32 protein-coding genes are annotated in these 18,459 nt (G+C 64.2%); all 32 read right to left on the reverse strand.

Translation table 11 applies throughout. From position 1 onward, the window contains the following. Window positions 1-23 precede the first annotated feature (23 nt). Window positions 24-398, reverse strand: coding sequence for a hypothetical protein (locus NKH89_RS09990; protein ID WP_352908716.1), 375 nt, complete (start codon window positions 396-398; stop codon window positions 24-26). A 52-nt stretch (window positions 399-450) separates the two neighbouring features. Further along, on the reverse strand, window positions 451-1,377 hold the full coding sequence (locus tag NKH89_RS09995) for a phage tail tube protein (RefSeq protein WP_352908718.1): 927 nt from the start codon (window positions 1,375-1,377) through the stop codon (window positions 451-453). 3 nt (window positions 1,378-1,380) lie between these two features. Next, complete coding sequence (locus tag NKH89_RS10000) at window positions 1,381-1,560, reverse strand: hypothetical protein (protein ID WP_352571316.1); 180 nt, start codon at window positions 1,558-1,560, stop codon at window positions 1,381-1,383. Window position 1,561: 1 nt separating this feature from the next. Further along, entirely contained in the window at window positions 1,562-1,999 is a 438-nt protein-coding gene (locus NKH89_RS10005) for a phage tail terminator protein (protein ID WP_352795483.1), read from the reverse strand. Further along, window positions 1,996-2,580: a phage virion morphogenesis protein gene (locus tag NKH89_RS10010; RefSeq protein WP_352908720.1), complete on the reverse strand. Its 585-nt coding sequence runs from the start codon at window positions 2,578-2,580 to the stop codon at window positions 1,996-1,998. Before NKH89_RS10010 ends, NKH89_RS10005 begins: the two co-directional genes overlap by 4 nt. Then, window positions 2,580-3,008, reverse strand: coding sequence for a gp436 family protein (locus tag NKH89_RS10015; protein ID WP_352516664.1), 429 nt, complete (start codon window positions 3,006-3,008; stop codon window positions 2,580-2,582). The genes NKH89_RS10010 and NKH89_RS10015 overlap by 1 nt, the downstream gene beginning before the upstream one ends. A gap of 115 nt (window positions 3,009-3,123) precedes the next feature. Continuing rightward, complete coding sequence (locus NKH89_RS10020) at window positions 3,124-3,810, reverse strand: HI1506-related protein (RefSeq protein WP_352908722.1); 687 nt, start codon at window positions 3,808-3,810, stop codon at window positions 3,124-3,126. Between the two features lie 527 nt (window positions 3,811-4,337). Beyond that, window positions 4,338-5,231: a Mu-like prophage major head subunit gpT family protein gene (locus NKH89_RS10025; RefSeq protein WP_352908724.1), complete on the reverse strand. Its 894-nt coding sequence runs from the start codon at window positions 5,229-5,231 to the stop codon at window positions 4,338-4,340. 13 nt (window positions 5,232-5,244) lie between these two features. Next, window positions 5,245-5,979 (reverse strand): hypothetical protein, encoded by a 735-nt coding sequence (locus NKH89_RS10030; protein ID WP_352795490.1) that lies wholly within the window; start codon window positions 5,977-5,979, stop codon window positions 5,245-5,247. Further along, window positions 5,979-7,142, reverse strand: a complete 1,164-nt coding sequence (locus tag NKH89_RS10035) for a phage protease (RefSeq protein ID WP_352908726.1) — start codon at window positions 7,140-7,142, stop codon at window positions 5,979-5,981. The genes NKH89_RS10030 and NKH89_RS10035 overlap by 1 nt, the downstream gene beginning before the upstream one ends. 309 nt (window positions 7,143-7,451) lie before the next feature. Further along, window positions 7,452-8,252: a phage head morphogenesis protein gene (locus NKH89_RS10040; RefSeq protein ID WP_352908728.1), complete on the reverse strand. Its 801-nt coding sequence runs from the start codon at window positions 8,250-8,252 to the stop codon at window positions 7,452-7,454. A gap of 4 nt (window positions 8,253-8,256) precedes the next feature. Then, a complete protein-coding gene (locus tag NKH89_RS10045) occupies window positions 8,257-8,409 on the reverse strand; it encodes a hypothetical protein (RefSeq protein WP_352908730.1) in 153 nt (50 codons plus the stop codon). Window positions 8,410-8,420: 11 nt separating this feature from the next. Further along, window positions 8,421-9,998 carry a DUF935 domain-containing protein gene (locus NKH89_RS10050; protein ID WP_352908732.1) on the reverse strand — a complete coding sequence of 526 codons (1,578 nt, stop codon included), beginning with the start codon at window positions 9,996-9,998 and terminating at the stop codon, window positions 8,421-8,423. Further along, complete coding sequence (locus NKH89_RS10055; protein ID WP_352908734.1) at window positions 9,998-11,680, reverse strand: terminase large subunit domain-containing protein; 1,683 nt, start codon at window positions 11,678-11,680, stop codon at window positions 9,998-10,000. Before NKH89_RS10055 ends, NKH89_RS10050 begins: the two co-directional genes overlap by 1 nt. A gap of 327 nt (window positions 11,681-12,007) precedes the next feature. Next, on the reverse strand, window positions 12,008-12,202 hold the full coding sequence (locus tag NKH89_RS10060; protein WP_352908736.1) for a hypothetical protein: 195 nt from the start codon (window positions 12,200-12,202) through the stop codon (window positions 12,008-12,010). Then, window positions 12,199-12,402, reverse strand: coding sequence for a hypothetical protein (locus tag NKH89_RS10065; protein ID WP_352908738.1), 204 nt, complete (start codon window positions 12,400-12,402; stop codon window positions 12,199-12,201). Before NKH89_RS10065 ends, NKH89_RS10060 begins: the two co-directional genes overlap by 4 nt. Beyond that, on the reverse strand, window positions 12,399-12,617 hold the full coding sequence (locus tag NKH89_RS10070) for a hypothetical protein (protein ID WP_352546912.1): 219 nt from the start codon (window positions 12,615-12,617) through the stop codon (window positions 12,399-12,401). Before NKH89_RS10070 ends, NKH89_RS10065 begins: the two co-directional genes overlap by 4 nt. After that, window positions 12,614-13,204, reverse strand: a complete 591-nt coding sequence (locus NKH89_RS10075) for a DUF3486 family protein (protein ID WP_352908740.1) — start codon at window positions 13,202-13,204, stop codon at window positions 12,614-12,616. Before NKH89_RS10075 ends, NKH89_RS10070 begins: the two co-directional genes overlap by 4 nt. A gap of 1 nt (window position 13,205) precedes the next feature. After that, the gene (locus tag NKH89_RS10080) at window positions 13,206-13,499 is read right to left on the reverse strand and encodes a VpaChn25_0724 family phage protein (RefSeq protein ID WP_352908742.1); all 294 of its coding nucleotides are present in this window, start codon (window positions 13,497-13,499) and stop codon (window positions 13,206-13,208) included. A gap of 2 nt (window positions 13,500-13,501) precedes the next feature. Next, window positions 13,502-13,957, reverse strand: coding sequence for a DUF2730 family protein (locus NKH89_RS10085; protein ID WP_352546918.1), 456 nt, complete (start codon window positions 13,955-13,957; stop codon window positions 13,502-13,504). Further along, entirely contained in the window at window positions 13,957-14,199 is a 243-nt protein-coding gene (locus NKH89_RS10090) for a TraR/DksA C4-type zinc finger protein (protein ID WP_352908744.1), read from the reverse strand. Before NKH89_RS10090 ends, NKH89_RS10085 begins: the two co-directional genes overlap by 1 nt. Next, a complete protein-coding gene (locus tag NKH89_RS10095; RefSeq protein ID WP_352908746.1) occupies window positions 14,196-14,489 on the reverse strand; it encodes a hypothetical protein in 294 nt (97 codons plus the stop codon). The genes NKH89_RS10090 and NKH89_RS10095 overlap by 4 nt, the downstream gene beginning before the upstream one ends. Further along, the gene (locus NKH89_RS10100; protein ID WP_352908748.1) at window positions 14,467-14,886 is read right to left on the reverse strand and encodes a hypothetical protein; all 420 of its coding nucleotides are present in this window, start codon (window positions 14,884-14,886) and stop codon (window positions 14,467-14,469) included. Before NKH89_RS10100 ends, NKH89_RS10095 begins: the two co-directional genes overlap by 23 nt. Next, the gene (locus NKH89_RS10105) at window positions 14,883-15,161 is read right to left on the reverse strand and encodes a hypothetical protein (RefSeq protein ID WP_352908750.1); all 279 of its coding nucleotides are present in this window, start codon (window positions 15,159-15,161) and stop codon (window positions 14,883-14,885) included. Before NKH89_RS10105 ends, NKH89_RS10100 begins: the two co-directional genes overlap by 4 nt. Further along, a complete protein-coding gene (locus NKH89_RS10110; protein WP_352908752.1) occupies window positions 15,161-15,682 on the reverse strand; it encodes a peptidoglycan recognition protein family protein in 522 nt (173 codons plus the stop codon). Before NKH89_RS10110 ends, NKH89_RS10105 begins: the two co-directional genes overlap by 1 nt. A 112-nt stretch (window positions 15,683-15,794) precedes the next feature. Further along, window positions 15,795-16,190, reverse strand: coding sequence for a helix-turn-helix domain-containing protein (locus tag NKH89_RS10115; protein ID WP_352546930.1), 396 nt, complete (start codon window positions 16,188-16,190; stop codon window positions 15,795-15,797). Next, entirely contained in the window at window positions 16,187-16,432 is a 246-nt protein-coding gene (locus tag NKH89_RS10120; RefSeq protein WP_352908753.1) for a hypothetical protein, read from the reverse strand. Before NKH89_RS10120 ends, NKH89_RS10115 begins: the two co-directional genes overlap by 4 nt. Next, complete coding sequence (locus NKH89_RS10125; RefSeq protein ID WP_352908755.1) at window positions 16,429-16,869, reverse strand: ASCH domain-containing protein; 441 nt, start codon at window positions 16,867-16,869, stop codon at window positions 16,429-16,431. The genes NKH89_RS10120 and NKH89_RS10125 overlap by 4 nt, the downstream gene beginning before the upstream one ends. Next, entirely contained in the window at window positions 16,869-17,216 is a 348-nt protein-coding gene (locus NKH89_RS10130) for a DUF7694 domain-containing protein (protein WP_352908757.1), read from the reverse strand. Before NKH89_RS10130 ends, NKH89_RS10125 begins: the two co-directional genes overlap by 1 nt. Beyond that, on the reverse strand, window positions 17,213-17,824 hold the full coding sequence (locus NKH89_RS10135; RefSeq protein WP_352908759.1) for a regulatory protein GemA: 612 nt from the start codon (window positions 17,822-17,824) through the stop codon (window positions 17,213-17,215). Before NKH89_RS10135 ends, NKH89_RS10130 begins: the two co-directional genes overlap by 4 nt. Continuing rightward, entirely contained in the window at window positions 17,821-18,090 is a 270-nt protein-coding gene (locus NKH89_RS10140; RefSeq protein ID WP_352516692.1) for a hypothetical protein, read from the reverse strand. The genes NKH89_RS10135 and NKH89_RS10140 overlap by 4 nt, the downstream gene beginning before the upstream one ends. After that, entirely contained in the window at window positions 18,087-18,434 is a 348-nt protein-coding gene (locus NKH89_RS10145) for a hypothetical protein (protein ID WP_352908761.1), read from the reverse strand. The genes NKH89_RS10140 and NKH89_RS10145 overlap by 4 nt, the downstream gene beginning before the upstream one ends. Between the last annotated feature and the right edge of the window lie 25 nt (window positions 18,435-18,459).

An 18,459-nucleotide genomic window follows, 5' to 3' on the forward strand; every position in this document is an offset into this window, starting at 1 on the left:
CGCCCAGGCGCGCGCGGCCTCTTTCAGTTTCCCTTTCGGGCCTCGGGGCTGGCGAGCGATCCGACATACGCATTGTAGAGCCCGACCCGGTACCAGGTGTCCTGCAGCGCCTGGCGCAGCAGCTCCTCGGAATACTCGATCGGGTTCTTGCTCTCGTCGATGACATCGCGCCAGCCGCGACTGGCCTTGATCAGCAAGTCGTGCTCGCGTGCCCGTCTTTCTTCCGGTGTCTTGAGATCCTCGATTTCCTTTTCGAGTGCCTTCGCGTCGTCCTCGCCGATGCCGACGAACTCATGCGTGTAGCTCTGGATCTGCCACTTGCCGGGGTTCACTGGGTCCGGGCGGTGGATCTTGACCGGCCAGGGGTAGCGATATTCCTTGGTGAGAACGAATTTCATGGGGCACTTTCCTGAGGTTTGAACGGCGGTTTTTGAGGCGTTGAAGCCGCCTTTATTTGACGGTGATCTTCAGCTCGCTGGAGCCGAGGCTGGTCAGCATCAGCGGCAGCGAATAGTTGCGGATGTTGTCGCTCTGGCCCTCTGCCGGCCGGCCGATCTGCACCTTGTCGCTGTCGATCGCCACCGTGTTGCCGCCCACCGTGCCGTGGGTAAGCGCCAGCGCGGCCTTGGTGTGGGCGCGGGCGATCGAGAACCAATCCTTGGTGGCAAGCGATGTCGCCTTGACGACGGCGGTACCAGTCACTGAACGGTCGGTGATCTCGATGCTCTCCTCGCCAATCAGGTGGCGCGGCACGACCTGCGAGCCGGTGTCGATGTTGAGGCTCTCGGCGATCGCGGTCCAGCCATGCAGCGCCATCACCGTGTTGGCCTTGGAGACCACCACCGGGTCGATCCACATCGTCTTGGTGACGACGGGCAAGGCTTCATCGGTGATGGTCCCGACCAGGCCTTTCATCGAGAATTGGAAGCGCGGGATGCGCTTCGGTATGAAGCCGAGCGAGACACTGCCGCGCAGGCCGAGCAGCACATGCTTGACGCCATCGGAGTTGTAATAGAGCCCGCTGCTCTCGAAGGCGTCGTGGATCAGATCATACTGGACGTCGACGCCGGCCGAGATCACCTGGGCAAAGCCGCAGGAGCGCAGCAGCGGGCCATAGGCCGGTGCCGTGCCGAGGGCGCCGGCGCCGGCGATCTCGACCGAGAAATTGAACTGGCCATAGTCGCCGGTCAGCAAGACGCCCTGGTGCCCGAGGAACGGCTGCATCAGATTGCGAGCCTCCTCGTCGCCGGCGAGCGGTGTGAAGACCGCGTCGGAGAGCTGGATGTAATTGGCGGCACCGGTCGGCACGGCATCGACGCCGTACGTGGCATCCATCTTGATGAGGGCGGAAAGCTTCTTCCAGCGGCGGATCGACATGGTCTATTTCCCCTTCCTGGGCGCGCCGGTTTCGGCCGCCAATGGTTCGTCCGTGCCCGCCGGTACCGGCTCGGCCTCCGTGCCGGGCGGCGGCGCGGGCTCGGTGCCCTCGATCCGCTCCAGCGTTCCATCCTTGTGCCGGTTGTACGCACCGCCGGCGATCGGCGTTTCGATCTTTGCCATGTCAGCTTTTCTCCACGAGGTAGTAGCCGGCGCCGAACAGCTCGCGCTGCCAGACGTGGCCGTTCTTGGCTTTGAGAAGGTTCGACGAGATGTGCTCGACAACGTCGGCATTGTTGACGCTGGTCGGCTCGAAACCGATCAAGGCGCCGCGTACCGCGTCCTTGAGGATTTCGATGTCGTCGGCAGCGGCCCCGCCGGTGCCATCGGAGACGTTGCGGGTGACGATGATGACAGCGACATCAGCCTCGGTGCGCTGCAGTACGTTGCCGGTCATGCGCTCGTTTTCACCGCTGTGCTCTTCCTCGACCAGAACGAAGGCCGCGGGCGTCGTCTTCGGTTCGCCACTGAGCGAAGCCCAGGCGGCGGCGCCTGCGATCAGCCGAAAGAGCGGCGGGTCGATATCGCGCAGGCGCTGCTGGAATTCGGCGGACAGCGTCATGGCTGCGCTCCGCCGCCGGCCTCGGCGCGGAAGGCGTCCTCGGCAATGCGCAGGATCTCGGCCTGGTCCTCTTCGTCGACATAGAGATAGGGGCGCGCCGGAATGGTAATCGAGTGCGCGCCGATCGAGACACGCACGGTCTCCTTGCGCTTGCGCGAGGCCTTGACGAAGCGCCGGACGCGATTGGTTTTGGCGAAATGCAGATCCTGCTCGCGCGCCGGGATCTTCACATCGCCGCCGAGCTGCTGGATGGCGGCATAGAGCAGGTTCGTTCCGACCGCCGCTTCGGTTTCCGTCGCCTCGCCGGTAATGGAGCTGTAGAGCCGGTTGGTGACGCGCAGCATGTGGCCATAGCCGCGCTGGCCGCGCCCGATGCGCTTGGCGGCCGTGCGCGGGCTGAGCCGCTGCCACTTACCAGCCGGGCCGGTCTCGCGCTCGAAATGCCGCTGGGTCGAGGTGACCAGGTATGCGGCGATCGCCGACATGATCGTCCTGGGATGTTCGGCCAGACGCTCGATGCGATCGAGTGTCGCCAGCACGGCCTGGTCGACGAGGCGGATCTGGATGCCTTCGGTCGCCATCAGAAGCCCCGCAGCTTGTCGCGGGTGAACACGCGGTTCGGCGCACTGGTCTTGATGGCGCCGCCGCCGGCCTGTTCGGGCGTCTCGCCTTCCTCCTCGATCAGGACGAGACCCTTCGAGACATCCTTCAGCCAGGAGATCGCGTTGGCGAAGTTGCGCGAGACGATGCTGTCCTTGTCGGCCGCCTCGCCATGCAGATAGTAGCGCGCCAGATCCGCGGCGACCTTGACCAGGACCGGCGGTACAACGCTGAGCGGCAGAGTGAACTGCTTGCCGATGTAGCCGTCGATCACGCCGTCGGCGTCGGCAAGCGCGCGGCCGACCACGACGCCGTCGATCGTGCTCGGCGGCATGTTCGTCCGGTCCGTGAGCTGGATCAGCTCAGTGGCGCCGAAGCGGTCGACCAGATCCTGTTGGACGGCGTACATCAGGCACCCACCATGAAAAGCCAGATGAAGGCGGGCCACACGAGGAGCGCCCCGGCCCAGTCCAGGACCGTAAGCGTCAGCGGCACGAGCCAGATGGGCAGGAAGACATGCACGGTCAGATCAGCTCCACGACCAGGTTCGGTTCGGCGAAAAGGGCCTCCAGCTGCTCGGGGCCTTTGAACGCCTCCATGGCGTGCTCGACCGGCGCCTTGGAGTGGGCGATGCCGGCACGGCGGAACCCGTCGACCTTCGACCGGATGCGAACGCCCGTCGGCACATCTCCGTCAGCATTGGCTGCCTGCCAGGCGTCGATCGCGGCGGCCAGGCGCGGGAACTTGGAGCGGAACTCGTCCTCTGCCGTGCCGAGGCGCTTGTCCAAGTCCTCCAGCGTGAGCGACTCGGCGGAGCCGGCCGCATTGCCGGCTCCGCCCTGGCGCTCACTCTCCGGGGGTTTATCGGTGGAATTGATCCCCGTCGCTGCCCCCAGCGACGGGGCAGCCGGTGGCGCCGCTGCGGGCGCGGCACCGGCAGCAGGCGAAGCATTCACCGCGACATTCTGATCCGCGATTACTGGCTTCGTTGCTTCGGAAATGGTCCCCGCCGCCTGTGGCGACGGGGCATCCGACCCATGCTCGACAACCGCCGGGCCGGATGGTTCCACGGCAGCGTTTGTCGGCGCTGCCGTGGTTGGGCTGGCCGCCGAAGCGGTTTCCCCCTCTGAAATGAGCTTCTTGTTCAACTCGAACGGTTGATCCGAGAAGGCGGTTTCCCGCTTGACTACCACCTTCGAAGCTTTCGCCATGGTTCAATCCTCGTTTTCGGGTCTTTGAAAAGGAGCCGTCCGGGCTGCTTTTCGAAAACCCGCCGGCCGGAGCCGGCGGGACGAATTCGGGCAGGCGGTCAGCCAGGCGGTCGTCGATACGGCTCGGACAGGCGCCAGGGGTCGTAGAAGACGAGACTGCGATCGGCGCGGCGCGCGAGCCACCATCTGCGGACAGTCGCGGCAAGCGCGATCACCAGGAGCGTGACGCCGAGCAGCGCCAGGGCCAGCCCCCGCGATCTTCATGACATCGGCGACGACGAAGGCAGTCAGCATGTCGTCGGCGGTCGAGGCGGTGTAGGCGGCCGGCGAGCGGCTATCCGCCATCGAAGGCATGACCGGCATGAAGACGAACGAACAAGCGAAGGCGAGGCAGGCGAGTAGAAGAGGTCGGAAAAGCTTCATCGGATTTCCTCTTGGGTCTTGCGGAAGGAGCCGGGCTCGGCTGCTTCCGGAAAACCCGCCGGCACCGAAGTGCCGGCAGGCAAAGTGCGCAGCTCCGGCTGTGATCAGCCGAGCTGCGGAACCACCACCACTTCGGAGGCCTTGAACCAGATGTTGCTGTCGCCGCCGTTGATCAGCTGCGCCTCAACCACCTGCTTTGCATCGGCCTCCAACGCCTGAGGAACGATGAGCTTGGCCGGACGGATGTTGATGATCTGGCCGTTCTTCTTGCGGATCGCACCCAACGCATCGCGGGCCGCCTTGAAGTTGGCCGGCGTAAGTGTGGCCTTAGACATATGGGCGAGCTGCCAGAGGCCGAAGCCGGCGTTGCATCGCCCGTCGACGCCGTAGAGATACTGGCCCTTCATAAAGACGTTCGTATCGGTCTCCTTGTCCATCGGCACAAGCTTGAAGGGCTTGCGCTTCTGGAACACCATCGGCTGGATAACCCTGGTGTCGTCGACCAGGTACCAGGCCGGGCCGGCGCCAGCGGTGAAGTTCGAAACAGAGGTCTCGCCGCCGTTTTCGTCGAAGCCGGGGTGGTCGGTGTCGAAGAAATTCTGGCCGTCGTAGCAGAGGGTCGCATCGCCCTGCTTCCAGAGCGGCCAGACGAGCTGGTCGGGAAACTCGGCCGCGTCCTGACCCATTTGGGCAGAGATGGTCGTGTAAAAGCCGAACTGATCGTCCTCGATCGAGGCGCGCTTGACGCCGACGGTGCCCTCGAACTCCTTGTTGCGGATGATGTAGGTCGAGGCCGACAGATCATGAATGAGGCGGTCGCCGACCCATTCGCGGATGCCGGGCAGATCGTCCATACGCGGATATTCGTTCATGGCGGTGCTCGAAGGCACGTCCATGGCGACCGTCCGGTATTGTGTCGGGGTGGTTGCGAGCCGCGCGTTGAACGCGGTGCTGAGCCCCGTGTAGACGCTGCGCAGCGTGGAAGCATTAATGTCCATCTGAAGCTTTCTCCTACTGCGCGATCTCGGCGACGACGGTCGCCGGAGTTGCGGTTGCGTTGGTTCCGCCGACCGTGAAGCTGATCACGTCGCCGGGGTTGACCTCGTTGAGGGCGGTCGGCACCACCGTGTCCACGTCGCCCGCGGCCGAGCCGGCCTGGGTGATGGTGATGACGCCGGTGGTCACCGGAACGCCGTTGATGGCGCAGGTGATGGTGGCGTCGCCGGTGGTCAGAATGCCGTCGGTGACGCTGCGCAGCCGGGTGATGCGGCCCTTGACGGAAGCGATCGTCCTGGTGACGCCGGCGCCGACCAGCGTGGCGATGCGGGCGGCCAGCGGGATCATGACCTTTTCAGCGGCCGGGATGTCGATCCAGGTGCGGCCGTCGCTAATGCCGGCCACGGTGCCGACGAGCAGCCGGGCACCGGAGCCATCGAAGCTGAGCGTCTGATCGTCGACGGCGTAGACCGGCCGGCCGATGTCGACCTCGTCGGCGACGAAGATGAAGCCGAAGCAGCCGCGAAGCGCCTCGACGTTCAGGTCGCCGTCCGCGCCGTCGCGGTTATCGACGTTGCCTTCCGCCAGGCCGACGATGGAAACCGCGTTGGCGGTGCCCGCCGGGACTGCCATGCCGGTCGCCAGAAGGGCAACGATCGACTTGCGGAAGATGCGCACACCCGACTTGGCCGGGTAGCCGAAGCGGTCGCCGGAGCGAGCCGGGATTTCGAGATCCTTGGACGCGACCATCAGACGGTTTCCTTGTTGAGCTTGAGGGTCTCGGCGAATTTCTTCGGATCGAGGCCCATGGCGTTGCAGACGGCGAGATCGCTATCCGAAAGCTCGGCGTTTTCGCCGTCCGGCTTCTTGGCCGTGCGGATCTGCGAGGCCGTCATCACCGGCGCGTTGCCGACGAAGGTGTCGAAGGCCTTGAGATCGGCCTTGGCGTAGCCGAGCGCCCAATCCTTCTGCGCCGGCGCGATCTTGCCGGCCTCGATCGCGCTGTTGACCGCCTCGGTCGCTTTGTCGGCGGTCAGATCCTCGCGCAGCTTCTTCAGATCGCCCTGCAAGTCGGTGACGATTGCGATCGGCACGAACTTGGTCGGATCGACCTTGCCGGCGATCGCCGACTGGACGGCCGTGACGATGTCGTCGGCCTTGGCGTCGGCAGTGAGGCCGGCGGCGGTGGCGAGGCGGGTGCGATCGGCGACGATGGAATTGATCGCCGTCAGGATCTCCGCCGGCTTGGCGGTTTCGGTCAGGCCAGCAGCCTTGGCAATTGCCGTGCTGCTGGTCAGATGGGCGTTGATGGCGGCGACAATGCCGTCTTCGGTCGTGCCCTTGGCGAGGCCAAGCGCAGTCAGGATCTTGTCCATGCTGTCTCCGGTGGGGTTGTCGAGAGGGAAGAGGGCACTCGCCGCGACCGCGACGAGATCGAGGTTCGGCGTGTTGGTCAGGCCGGCCATGCGGATGGCGAGCACCCGGCCGGTGGTCTTTTCGTGGAAGAAGACGGGCGATAGGTAGCGGTACTCTTTCCGCTTGATTGCGATCGCTGCCCCTTTGGTCCATTCGACGCGGCCATAGATGCCGTCGTTCTGGACTTTCAGTTCCTTGATCCAGCCGGCGGCCGGCGCTTTGCCACCGACGCCGGGGATAGCCCCGAAAACCGCCTGGTGGTCATAGTCGATAGCGAGGTCGGTGGAGCCGGCATACTGGCGGCTATTGGCGACGATCTGTTCCATCGACGCTTTGTCGCCTGTAACCCAGGGGCCTTGGCCGTTGCGGCCGGAGAACGTGCCGGCTGGCGTCAACTGCACCCATTTGTCGCCACTGTCCGCGTCGGCTGCTGTGAGCGCAGTCGAGTGGGAGGCGACCAAGGCGGCCGAAAGGAGTGCGGCAAGTGCGTTCTGCATCGCCGGACAATTGCCTGCCGCCGCATTTAAGTCGGGAGGCCGAATTCGCCCTCCGGTCGAAATTGATTTTGTGGATTGGCCTGCCGCGAGCTTGTCGCTGTGGATGTCGCGTCAGCGGCGAAACAGACGCTTGGACGGTAGCCGAGCAGGCGCCGGCGGGCAAGCCGTGTAATGACGACCCGCCTCGGCAGTCAAATAGCCTCTAAAATCGGTTTTGAACGGGTCTACAGCGGCAAACGCGGTTCGCGGCTCCAGTGCCACGCCCCGAGGGGTCTCTACGCGCCTGTGCGGCGATCCTGTGAGGCTGCTTCAGTCGGGCGGTGTTGCCCAATCCGAGGTGCTGGTTTTTCGTGCCAGGTCCTGTTCGACAACGGAGAGGTAGCCGGCCTTGCCGGGATTGTAGGCCCAGCCCGGATCGATGCCGTCAGGGACCGTCGTGACTTCGCCGGTGCGCTTGTTGACGAAGCCGCGCATCACGCCTTTCACCGGCTCGAACTTCAGCGCCTCGCCCTCGCGCTCCAGCCGGTCGATGTCGCGCTGCGACAGGCCCTGCAAGGTGCAATGGCAGTTCCAGCCATTCGGGCAGGCATGGGTGCTCCACCAGGGATGGTCGACCGGCAGCACCGTGTTGTGCCAGAGCGCATGAAGCGGGCGCGGGTGCTCCTGGCCTTCCAGATGGACATAGCGCAGGAACGGCCGTGTCGCCTTATTGCGCTCGAATGACGACCAGTGGCCGGCGGCATAGCTCACCCGCATGTTCACATCGAAAATGGTGGTGAGCCGCCTGACGCTGCCGAGCTGCGACCAGCGCGTTTCGCCGGAGGTCGGGTCGAAGGCCGGCTGCTGTCCCCACCAACCCTTGGTCTGAAGCAGCGGCGTCAGCTCGGCCGCGAACTGGGCAAAGGTCTTGCCCTGCGAAAGGGCGACCAGCAATGCCTGGTAGATGTCGCCCAGGATGTCGAAGCCGGCCGACTTCGCCACTGTGAAGCTGCGGGCATGGGCATCCTGCCAAGTGTCCAGCCACGAGAATTCGGGATCGAGCCGTTGGCCGCGCGCAAACAGCGCCGCGATCGCGTCGACTGGCGGGAGTGGCTTCAGATCTGCGGCCACAGGCTCAACCGATCCTGCCCGACCACCATAGCGCCGCGAGTATCCAGATCACGATCATGGCGGCGCTGTATGCCAGGCCGTGCCCATTTCGGCGTTTGGAGTTGATGAAAAAGCCGAGCAGGGCGAGGAACGAACAGAGCGCGAAAAAATAGACCACCGGAGTTCCCTTCAGAGCGTGTCGTCAACTTGGCCTGCGAGCTGGGCTGCAAAGGCCGATCGGGCGAGCAGCTCGGTCAACGCGGCGGCATCGAGCCCGGCAAAGCGCTTCGAAAGCAGCGCCTTCACATCGGCGACGGAGCTGGCGGCCGCGATCTCAGCGTCGAGGCCGGCGACGATCGGCGCGACCAGCGGCTCCCAATCCGCCAGCATGGCGTCCGTCGAGCGCTCGATCGCATCGCGGGTGCCGGTGCCCGCGGTGGAGTGGACCGTCTGTTCGGTCTCGCCGGGTTTCAGTGGCGGGGGCGGGTTGTCATCAGGCGGGTCAGTTGGGGCCGGACCTTTCAGTGGCACGAGCAGTTCTTCGCCCTTGGCGGGGTCTGGAAGGCCGATACGGTCGCGCATCGTCGACATCCCGACCTTCAAGCCCAGGGGAACAAGTTTGGTCACATTGTCGACCAACGATTTGATGTCGACCTGCTCCGGCCGGCCGATCAAGATCCTTGGGTACTTTTTTTGCGGCCCGAAATTCAGATCGACCGTCGGCCGGGTGAGGTCACGGTTCAGCGTGGCTGCGATCTGGCGGCCGTCGGCTTTCTCGATATCCTCACGCACGCCGTCATGGGTTTTGCCGACTGCATAGCCGCCAGCGATTGCATCCGTTGTTCCCGTCTGTCCGAGCACCACCTTGGACGTCTGCTGGTCGAGCCAGTCGGCGCGCTCCTTATAGAGCCCATGCGACCCCGAAATGTCGGCCTTAATGAACTCGACTGCCATCGACGCGGGGACTATGGCGGCATAGTCGACGCCGATGTTGCTCACCGCATCAAGCAGGATTTGCTTGTCCTTCTCGGACGCGCCAGCGTCATATTTTCCCAGGCGGAGCGGCTGGCCATAGGCTTCGCAGAAGATTGCCCAATCCTTGATTGTGAAGCTCTTGAACAGGAAGGTCCAGGCGACGGCACGCGCGATGCCGCCCCGGATCGGCAGGCCGGACTTCACCTTGGCCGAGTGGTAGATCCACTGGTAGGGATTCAGCGGCACATTCTGGCCGCCGTCGCGCAGCAATGGCGTTTCCCCATCAATCTGGTCAAAGACGAACCAGCGCGGGTCGCGCCACGCCAGTCGCTTCGGCCGCCACTGTCCTTCGGACGTGTCCCAAATGATCTCGGTACAGGAGAAGCCCTTTCCGACCGCGTCGAGAATATCGAACAGCTCGTCCTCGAAGCCGTCTCGCTCGATGACTTCACGCACCAGGTCGGCATGCTCGACACTGGCGGCATCCTCGCCGGCCGCTTCAACGGTGATCTCTAGGCCAGAAACCTGCCGCTTGCGCACGCCAAGCACGCCGGCATAGTGCGGATCGCGCTCCTCCATGTCTTCAGCCAGGGCGAGGTAGCTCTCGGGATCGTTGTCGATCGACGCCCGCAAGATGCCGGCCAGCCGGCCGGGGGTGAGGCCAGCCGCCGGGTGAAGGGCATCGTGGCGCCGAACGCCGCTGCCAGTCGGAGCCGCCTGCTCGACCTTCAGGGCAGCTTTGGCGATCGGGCGGCCGTAGCGATCGACGATTCCTTTGAATTCTTCAGCCATCAGAAAATCCCACGGTTGCGGCGGGCGGATGCCATACGGAAGCTGCCCTCGATGTCATCGGAGCGGTTCCGCCACGCGCCCTCCGAACTTTCTTCAAAGCGGCTCTTGGCGATCGCTGCCGGCTGATAGGCATATTCGTGCCACTGCATGCGGCTGGCGAAATACGCCAGGACGAGCGCGACCGCGAAATCGCCATGCCGTTTGGCGCCGGCCATGCCGACCCGCTCCGGCGGGATCGACGGTATGCCGCGGATGATCTTGACCAGGCGAAGATCCACCGCATGCTCGGCGTCCCTGGTCAGCGCGATGTTGGCGTCTTCAAAGGCGGTTTTAAGCGGCGGGAAATTCTCGTTGTACCAGTTCTGGCTGAGCGTCACCGACCAGACCAGGCCGCCGGGTGTCTCCTCGGTGTGCAGGCCGAACGCCCGGCCGAGATCCTCGGCAAGGTTCATGCCGACGCCGGTCGCGTCCACCGCTGCCCCGCAGAGTCGCGGCGCCCGCTTCAGCATCAGGGTGGCGATTTCCTTCTGCTCCTGGAACGGCACGTTGCGCAGCTCGACAGTCAGGGCCGACTGGCGGCGCAGCACCTTGTCGATCGACAGCAGCGACATGATTGCAGGATCGGCCTTGCGCGCCGGGTCATAGCCGAAGGCGTGCTGGCGGTTTTCATCCAGGCCGTCGAGCGCTTCCTTGATGGCAGCCAGATGCGGCGCCATCAGGTGCCGGCGCTCCAGCTCGGGCCGGTGCAGGAAGTCGAGCGGCAGATTGATGCGGATGACCGGTGCCTCTTCCGGCGTCAGCGTCATGCGCGCTTCGATCAGTGGGCTGGTCAGCCAGGCGCCGCTGCCCATGGACGGAACGCAGAAGAGCTCCTCGTCAGCACCGTCGCCGTAGAAGTCGATGATGTCCTGGCGCCACTGCGCCTCTGCCTCCGGCGACCACTCACGGCCAGTCACCAGGCAGATGCGCTCATAAAGCCCTTCGAGCAGCGCCTGGTCGAAATCGATCTTGAGATGGCTGTACTTCGACCGGCCGCCGAGGATGTCCTGGACCTGGACGTTGAATTCGTTATCGGCCCCGTTATGGGTCGAACACACCACGACTTGGCCGCCCCACATCAGGTTGGCCAGCGCCGCCTTCAGCAGCTCCTTCAGGCTGTCGACGAATGCCGCCTCGTCGATGATGACCAGACCCTGCTTGCCGCGAAGGGTGCGCGGCGCCGACGACAATGCCAGGATCTCGAAGCCGGACGCGAACTGGATGCGGAAGGCCTTGATTTGCCGGGTCTCGTCCGGATGGGCGGGGTCGGTGTCGTCGAACAGGAATTCTTCCTGGGCAATGGCTGCCTGCGCGAAGGCCCGAGCCCACATGGCGCAGGCGTCGATGAACTCACGCGTCATCTCCTGCGAATAGGAGATGTACATGGCGTCCATGCCGCCGGCATCCTTGGCGCGGCCGGCGCGGAGCACGGCGTAGGAGGCCAGTGCCCAGGTCTCGCCGATGCGCCGGCTCTTCTCGATGAATAGGACCCGGACCGCCGTGCTTTCGAGCAGCGAGACGGTGCGGCCCTGGTAGCCAAGCAGCACTTTCGGCAGCCCGACGCTTTCGATGACATGGTCGAGGTTCGCCATGCTCTCGCGGCGAACCTTTTCCCATTCCTCTTTGGAGATCGGGCCGGTCATATTCCGGCGGCCCTTTCGATCGCCGCCCGCTTGCACCGATCCCAGGCGCGGCCGCAAAGCCGATCGAGCTTCACCGCCTGGAGGCGCGGCGGCGATCCGGGCGGATAGGTCCAGAACCCATTATCCCCGAACAAGCGACGATAGCGTCGATAGAGCTTGGATTTGCGCCGCCGCAGGTGAACGGAAATCGCGATCCAGTGAGGCCCGCAGATCCACTCACGGCAATCGGCCTTGCGCGTACGCCGGCAGAACGGAACCAGGCAATGCAATCGGGCTGACATCAGTTCGCCCTCATGCCGAGGATCTGCGCCTTGATCGTCTCGCCGTTCATGCGCCAGTCGCTTTCTCAAAGGCCTCGGCCACCTTCTGAATGCAGGCGTCGAGCCGGCGGATGTATTCGTCGACACCGATCCATGCCGGCAGGTTGCGCCGCTTTTCAGCGGCCTGCCTCTCCAGGCGCAGAGCGTTGTTGAGGCATGCTGCCTCGTCGGTCGATAGCTCCAGGCGGATCGTGTTGCTCAATGCAGGCCTCCTGCAGACTTGTCCGACCACGCGAAGTTGAAGGTGTGCACCAGAAGTTCGGCATTCGCCGGATGATTGTCTCCGGTCGTGCCGCCGATCGGGATGCCGTTGCCGTCGAAGATGACCGTCGTCGTGCCGCTGTCGCCCGGCGCGGTCGACAGCGGCAACGCGATTTTCGCGACCTTCTTGCGGTCGTTCATGTCGAGCCGATCCCGTCATAGACTTCCTCAACCGTCGCCAGGGCCGAGCGGAGCTGCCGGAGATAGGCGTCGGTCATTTCCTTGTCGCCCGGCGCGACGGGATAGCCCACAACCGTCAAGCGCCGTTCGACGTTGGCGATCTCATGGACAAGCAGGCCGCGCAAACAGCCGAAGTCGAAGGCCGAAAAGGTGACTGAGATTGCCGGATGCGTCATGATGCCCTCACGCCCAGGATTTTCGCCTTGATCTCCTCGGCCGTCTCGGCCGACATGCCCTTGGCCTTGGCGACGGTATCGACGGCCTTTTCGACATCGGCCTTGAACTCCTTATTGACCGTGGCGCGGCGCTTGCTCGAAACGCTCTGAGCCAGTGCGGCCGAGCGCAGACCGTCTGCCAGCTCCTTCGCCGCCTTGGGTGTGAAGCCGGCTTCACCGCCTGCGGTGATCAACTCGAATATCAGCGTCTTGATCGCCTCGGCTGCGATCACCGTCAGATTGTCCGACTTGTCGGCATCGAACCGCTTGCTGACGGCTTCGGCGATATCGCTGGTTTGCTCCATGCGCCTGGTCAGAACAGCCAGCTTGATAGAGTGCCGGTTGAAGGCCGAGAACGAGGGGATGGCGAATTCAAGCTCGCCATGGTGTTCCGCCTGAAGTGCCTGCATCTTCAGGAAGAACTCTTCGTAGATCTCGGTCTGGGTTCGATCGCGGTCGCGCAGTTGATCATCCGCCCAAAGGATGATGTCGCTGCACTCGGCCGGCAGGCGCTCGATCGCCGAAAGCTGGCCGCGCCCCTTGACCATCCTAAACCCCGACGATGCTTGGGCGCTTGACGCCGTCCAGCACCGTGAGGCGCATAACGTGGTCGAGGCCGCGCTGGGTCAGTGCCGCGATCTTGACCGTCCCAATATCGCTGACGGTCAAGGCGCCGATGTCAGACAGGAAGCCCAGCTCGGCGTGGACCCAATCGCGGGTCCGCGAAATGCCGAAGCTTTCGAGAGACAGGCGCACCAGCTCGGAATTGAGACGGTTGTTCACCTCGGCCGCCAATGCCTTCAGAATGATCAGGCGGGCCTCTTCTCGGATAATGCGGTCCATGCTCATTTCCTGGCTTGCTCCAGAAGGAATTCCTGCAGACGGTCGCTGATCGCGGAGACTGGCTTCAGCCGCTCGTCCAGGGTTTCGATGCGGCCGCTGACACGCTGGTCCATGGCCTCCATGCGGCCACCCAGCTTCTCGATCGCGATTTCAAGCCGGTGCGATTGCTCGCGGTCGGGAAGGTGCTTCAGCGCCTCGTCGAATTTGGCCATCTGCATGTCGAGCATGCCAAACCGCTGGATGATCGCGTCGGACGCCAGCCGCTGATCGCGGTCATACCGTGCCCAGCGCTCTTCGACGCCTTTCTCCAGCTCGTCGAACTTCGCGTCGGTCGACTTCTTGAAGGCGTCGATGTCCTCTTGGGCCTTCGTCGAACCCTTCGTCACGATGACGTAGATCGTCGAGAGCACCCCCATGATGCCGCCGAGCAGCTGCACCCACCCCTTTACGTCTTCCATCAGGCTCGTTTCCTGTTCTGTCGTTCGATGAATGTTTCGCAGTCGAAACACCTGGTGGCCTTGGGCATGGCCTGCCGGCGGGCGTCAGGAATGCGCTCGCCGCAGTCGCAGAAAGGCGAGCTGGTTACCTCGACGGCCTGGTATTGCTCCCGGATCGCCGCCTGGATGCGAGCGACGCCGGCCGCGCACTCCTGCTCGACGCGGCGTTCCGCCAGATCGATGGCTGCGTTGCCGGCCGTCATTTCGGTTCCCTCGCAGCCTTGCGCTCGTCATACCAGCCGGCGCACGCGTCGGTCTGGGCGTTCGCATTGCCCAAGGCGATATCGGCCTTCTTGTTCGCAACGCCGAGCTTGTCGCCGAGCTTCACGCCGCTGCGGTGATGGCGGCGGCATTCCGGGGGATAGTCAGGCATGCGCCGCGCTTCGGCGACCGCGCGATCGGCTTGCGTCAACGCGTCGGTGACGACGCCGGCCTTCGCCTTGTCGGCGTAGGCTTTGCCTAGGGCGGCCTTATCGGTTGTGCAGGCTGTCAAGCAGCTGCTGATCAACAAGGCCGTCAACACGGGCTTGAAGCACGGCGAGTTCATCTTCCGCTTTCCTTCTTTCGGCGTCAGTCAGTGTGAGCGTGGTCTCGAGGTGGACGCGCGCAGCCCGTTCATCATTCGCGATCTTGCTGGCTTCGTCGGCCTTGCCGTCGCTCCAGGCGCGCAGCCGGTGCTGTTCGACCAGCTCGGCATTGAGGGCGTCGAGCTGGGCGCCGGCGACGAGTTCCGTCACTGCCTTGTCGACCGCCTGGCGCACTTCCGAGGTCTTGTCCCACCATAGCCAAATACCGGCAACGAGGAAAACCCAGACCGGCAGCGTGATGCCGAACGTAAGAAGGGGCAGCACCCACTTTCGCAAGAACAGGCCGATGGCCGCGCCGGTCATTGCAGACCGCCATTCTCGTCCGGCTCTCCGCCATCGGTCATCGCGATGGGCGGCGCTGGTTGCCCCGCCAACATCGCCCGCACCATCTGCCTCAGGTCCATGTGGCCGACGCCCATGTAGGCGCCGCTGACTGCCAAGATGAGGCCGATCGCCGTCGCGGCGACGTAAGCGGCCTGTGCATAGACGATCGACGCGAACACTGCCGCCCAGGCCAGGGCGCAATTGATGATGACCAGCCCCTTGGAGAAACGGCGGCTCTTCTGAACAAGCGGCATCAGAGCTTCGCCTTCACCTCGGCCCGGAAGCGGTCGCCGCATTCGCGCGCCGTATCGAAAGCGGGATCGAACGGCAGTTTCGCGATGTCCCATTTGCCGCGCTGCTGGATCCCGAGGTTGGCCTGGACCTCGGCATGCGAAAGCACCGTCCTCGGCCCCACCGGTATCGTGTAGTGCCGGCAAAGCTCGGCGACGACCGTCGAGGCGGCGTCCCACTGCGCCTTCGTGAGCGGCTGCGAGCCAGCGTTGAACGGCCGCTCGACCGCGCCGGCCATCGCACACATTGAAACGCCGATCGAGCCGGTGTTGCAGTTCAGCGTGTGCGCGGCATAGCCGGTCTTGGCCTTCGGTAGCGAATTGAGGTCGATCGACGGGACGCCACGGATCAGCTTGCCGTCATCTTCGATCAACAGGTGGTAGTGCTGGCGGTCGAACTGGGTAGCCTTATGCGCGCCCGCCGTCCAATGGAGAATGACGCGCTGGATGGTTGCGCGGGGCATCCATTCGCTGGGAATAGTCATGGGAACAGGCCTTCCGCAATGAACGAGCGGCCGGAGCAAATCTCCGGCCGGCTAAAGCGAACACTGGTCTATTCGTCGGAAATGGTCGGGTGGCCGAAATCGCCCTGCGGGCCTAAAAGAGAGAGCCCTGATCGTCGTCATCGCGGCGCATGCGGCGGCGATGATCCTTTACGGTAGACCGTGCGACGCCAAGCGTGCGCGTGATCCTGTTGATTGAATAACCCTTGTCGGTCATTTGGGCAATCGCGGCCCGGCGCTTACGCTTCTGGCCATTGAGTGCGGGCGGGATCTCCAGCTTCGCCGGCCCGAACTCGCTGGCCAGCGCCGACGCCGCTTCCTCGCCGACAAGCTTGCTCAGCCAGTGGGTCGGCCCGACGCGACGGGGGATGTAGATCGTCTCGCAGGCCTTGTCGCGCCCAAGAATAAGCGCGGCCCGATCGCCGGCAACCTCTGCGATCTTGTTCAGCAGAGGCGAGAACCAGGCGCGATCGGGATCGTGGTCGCTCACGCCACCTCCAGCCGCAGATTGCGCATGGTCGTGGTCAGCGTCTCGCGGTTCGGCCCGTGCCAGATCAGGCAGAGCGTGTAGAGGCCGTTGCGGCAGCGATAGAGGGCGGAATGCCTGGTCAGCGTCCAGTCACAGCCCTTGGCGGCCGCAAGGGCGTTGCTGGCCAGCTCCGAGGCGGCGAAGGCCTCGATCTTGGCGAAGTCGATCTTGACCCGGCCGGTGAAGCGTCTGCGCGTGCTCATGCTGGCTCCCACTCGATCAGCTTGCCTTCGAACAGACCGACGCCATGCTCGGCCTGCCAGAAAGCGCCCATGTTCCAACGTGCCGACCCCGGCTCGCCAATGCGCTTCAGCCGCCAGTCGCCGACATGCTCGATGCTGAAGCCATCAGCCGCGGCGAAGGCCTCGATCTCGTCGCGATGCAGCGACCGGCCGTCGATGACGATCGAGCCGATGAATTCATCCAGGAGCGGCGTGGTGACGATCGCGATCGGCCGGACCCGGATGCAAATGGGATCGGGGTCGACCAGCTTGACGCAATTGCGGGTCCGCATGCCCTGGTAGAGCTGGACCGGCTCTCCGGGCCGTGCGTGGCGCTTGCGATCGGCGCGGACAGTGTGGCGCTTGATCAGCGCCGATACCTGAGGCCCGAACATGGCCTTGAAGCTGTAGGCGACCATCAGCTCCAAATCCCCGTCGACAGATGCGCAGCCAGATAGCGGTCGCGCAGGCTTACCGGTTTGGCCGTCCCCTCGCGGCCAAGGTCGGGCCACCAATCGTCAGCGCCGAGCATCCAGAGGTGGCGCATGGCGATGTTGTTCACGACGCGATCGGCCGGCGGGTAGATCTCGATCGCCGTGGTCTTTTCACCGACAATGCGGTTCTTGATTGCCTGCAGCTCGTCCCAGGCAATCGTGCCATCATGCTCGATCGACAATAGGCCGAGCTGCCGGTCAAGGTAGATCCTGACGGCGGCGCGCCAGGCCGTTGGCCAGTCCGCGGCCTCGCGGGTGAGAATGACCCTCATGCTAGGCGCTCCTTCCTGATCTGCTCGCCGAGCCGGTTCATGACGGTCGGCCAGTCGCGGTCCGTCATCTGGTCGAGCGGCTTGGCCATGCCCCAGACGAACTGGCGGAAGCCCTTTGGGTCGACTGCCTTGAAAACCGAAAGAAGCTGCCATTGGGCGAGTGCAATTTTTGCACCCGCAGGCCGGAGCCATTCGGCGGTGGCTACGCTCTGATTCCAGTCGACGGCGGCCTCTCTGGTCATCCATGCTTTCAGGGCGTCGATCGCCTTGGCCGAGTCTTCGGCATCGAGGAGGAACCGGGTGTGCTCGATGCCGGTCTGCCGCTTGACGAACGACAGCATGGCGGCGTCGCGCCGATCACGGATGATGCCGAGGTTCCAGGCGGCGATCCAGAGCGCCTGCAGCTTCTTGGCGAAAGGACCTTGAAGGCCCTTTTCAGCCGGCTTGAAACCCTGCCGGCGCTGCTCTTCGACAATGCGCAGATGCTCGCGCTCGTTCATCTCGCGAAGGCTGCGCTTGCCGGTGACGCGCTGGTAGAGATCGCGCGCGGTGTCTTCGTCGAGACCGAGCTGCTTGTTGGCGACGTGGATGGCGGACAGAGTGCTCATGAGCCGCTCCCGCCAAAATAGGGCAGCGCCAAAGGCTTCTGCTGACCAGCGACGGACCGCTTTTTAGCCTCACGCTCGGCTTTGCGCCCTTCGTCGACCTCACGATCGACCGTCTGTTTTACTTCGCCAATCTCCTTGAGGAGATAGCCGAGCGAGGCAGGGTCGTTCACCTCGATCTCTACCTTGACGATGGCGCGCGGGCCTTTGGCCGTGGCTCCATAGCTGCGGATACTCATGTGCCGGCCGTCGATCCAGATCGAGGTCATGGCTCGTCCCTCCGCTCGATCGGCACCGGCCCGCTCCCATGCGGGTTGAAACCGTCGTCGGCGTTTGCATTCACAGCCGCGACGATGCCGCGCCAGAACTCCAGTTCGTCCGGATCGCCGTCGTTGATGTCTTGGACGTTGCAGCCGTCCCGATCGACAATCTCTCTGTCACCAATACGCCATGGTGCGGGGTATGCTTTGGCAAAGGGCGTGAGGACGTGCTTGTCTTCATGACGGCGGCCATAGTCGGCCAGAAGGGCGCGGGCACCGACAGCGATGTCCACACCGCCGACTTTATGGCTGGGATGATCAGCGACGTTTCCGCAGATCGAGCAATCGCCCATGTGCATAGTCGACGGATGGTAGGCG

Source organism: Mesorhizobium sp. M0923 (assembly GCF_040319365.1).
Lineage (GTDB): Bacteria > Pseudomonadota > Alphaproteobacteria > Rhizobiales > Rhizobiaceae > Mesorhizobium.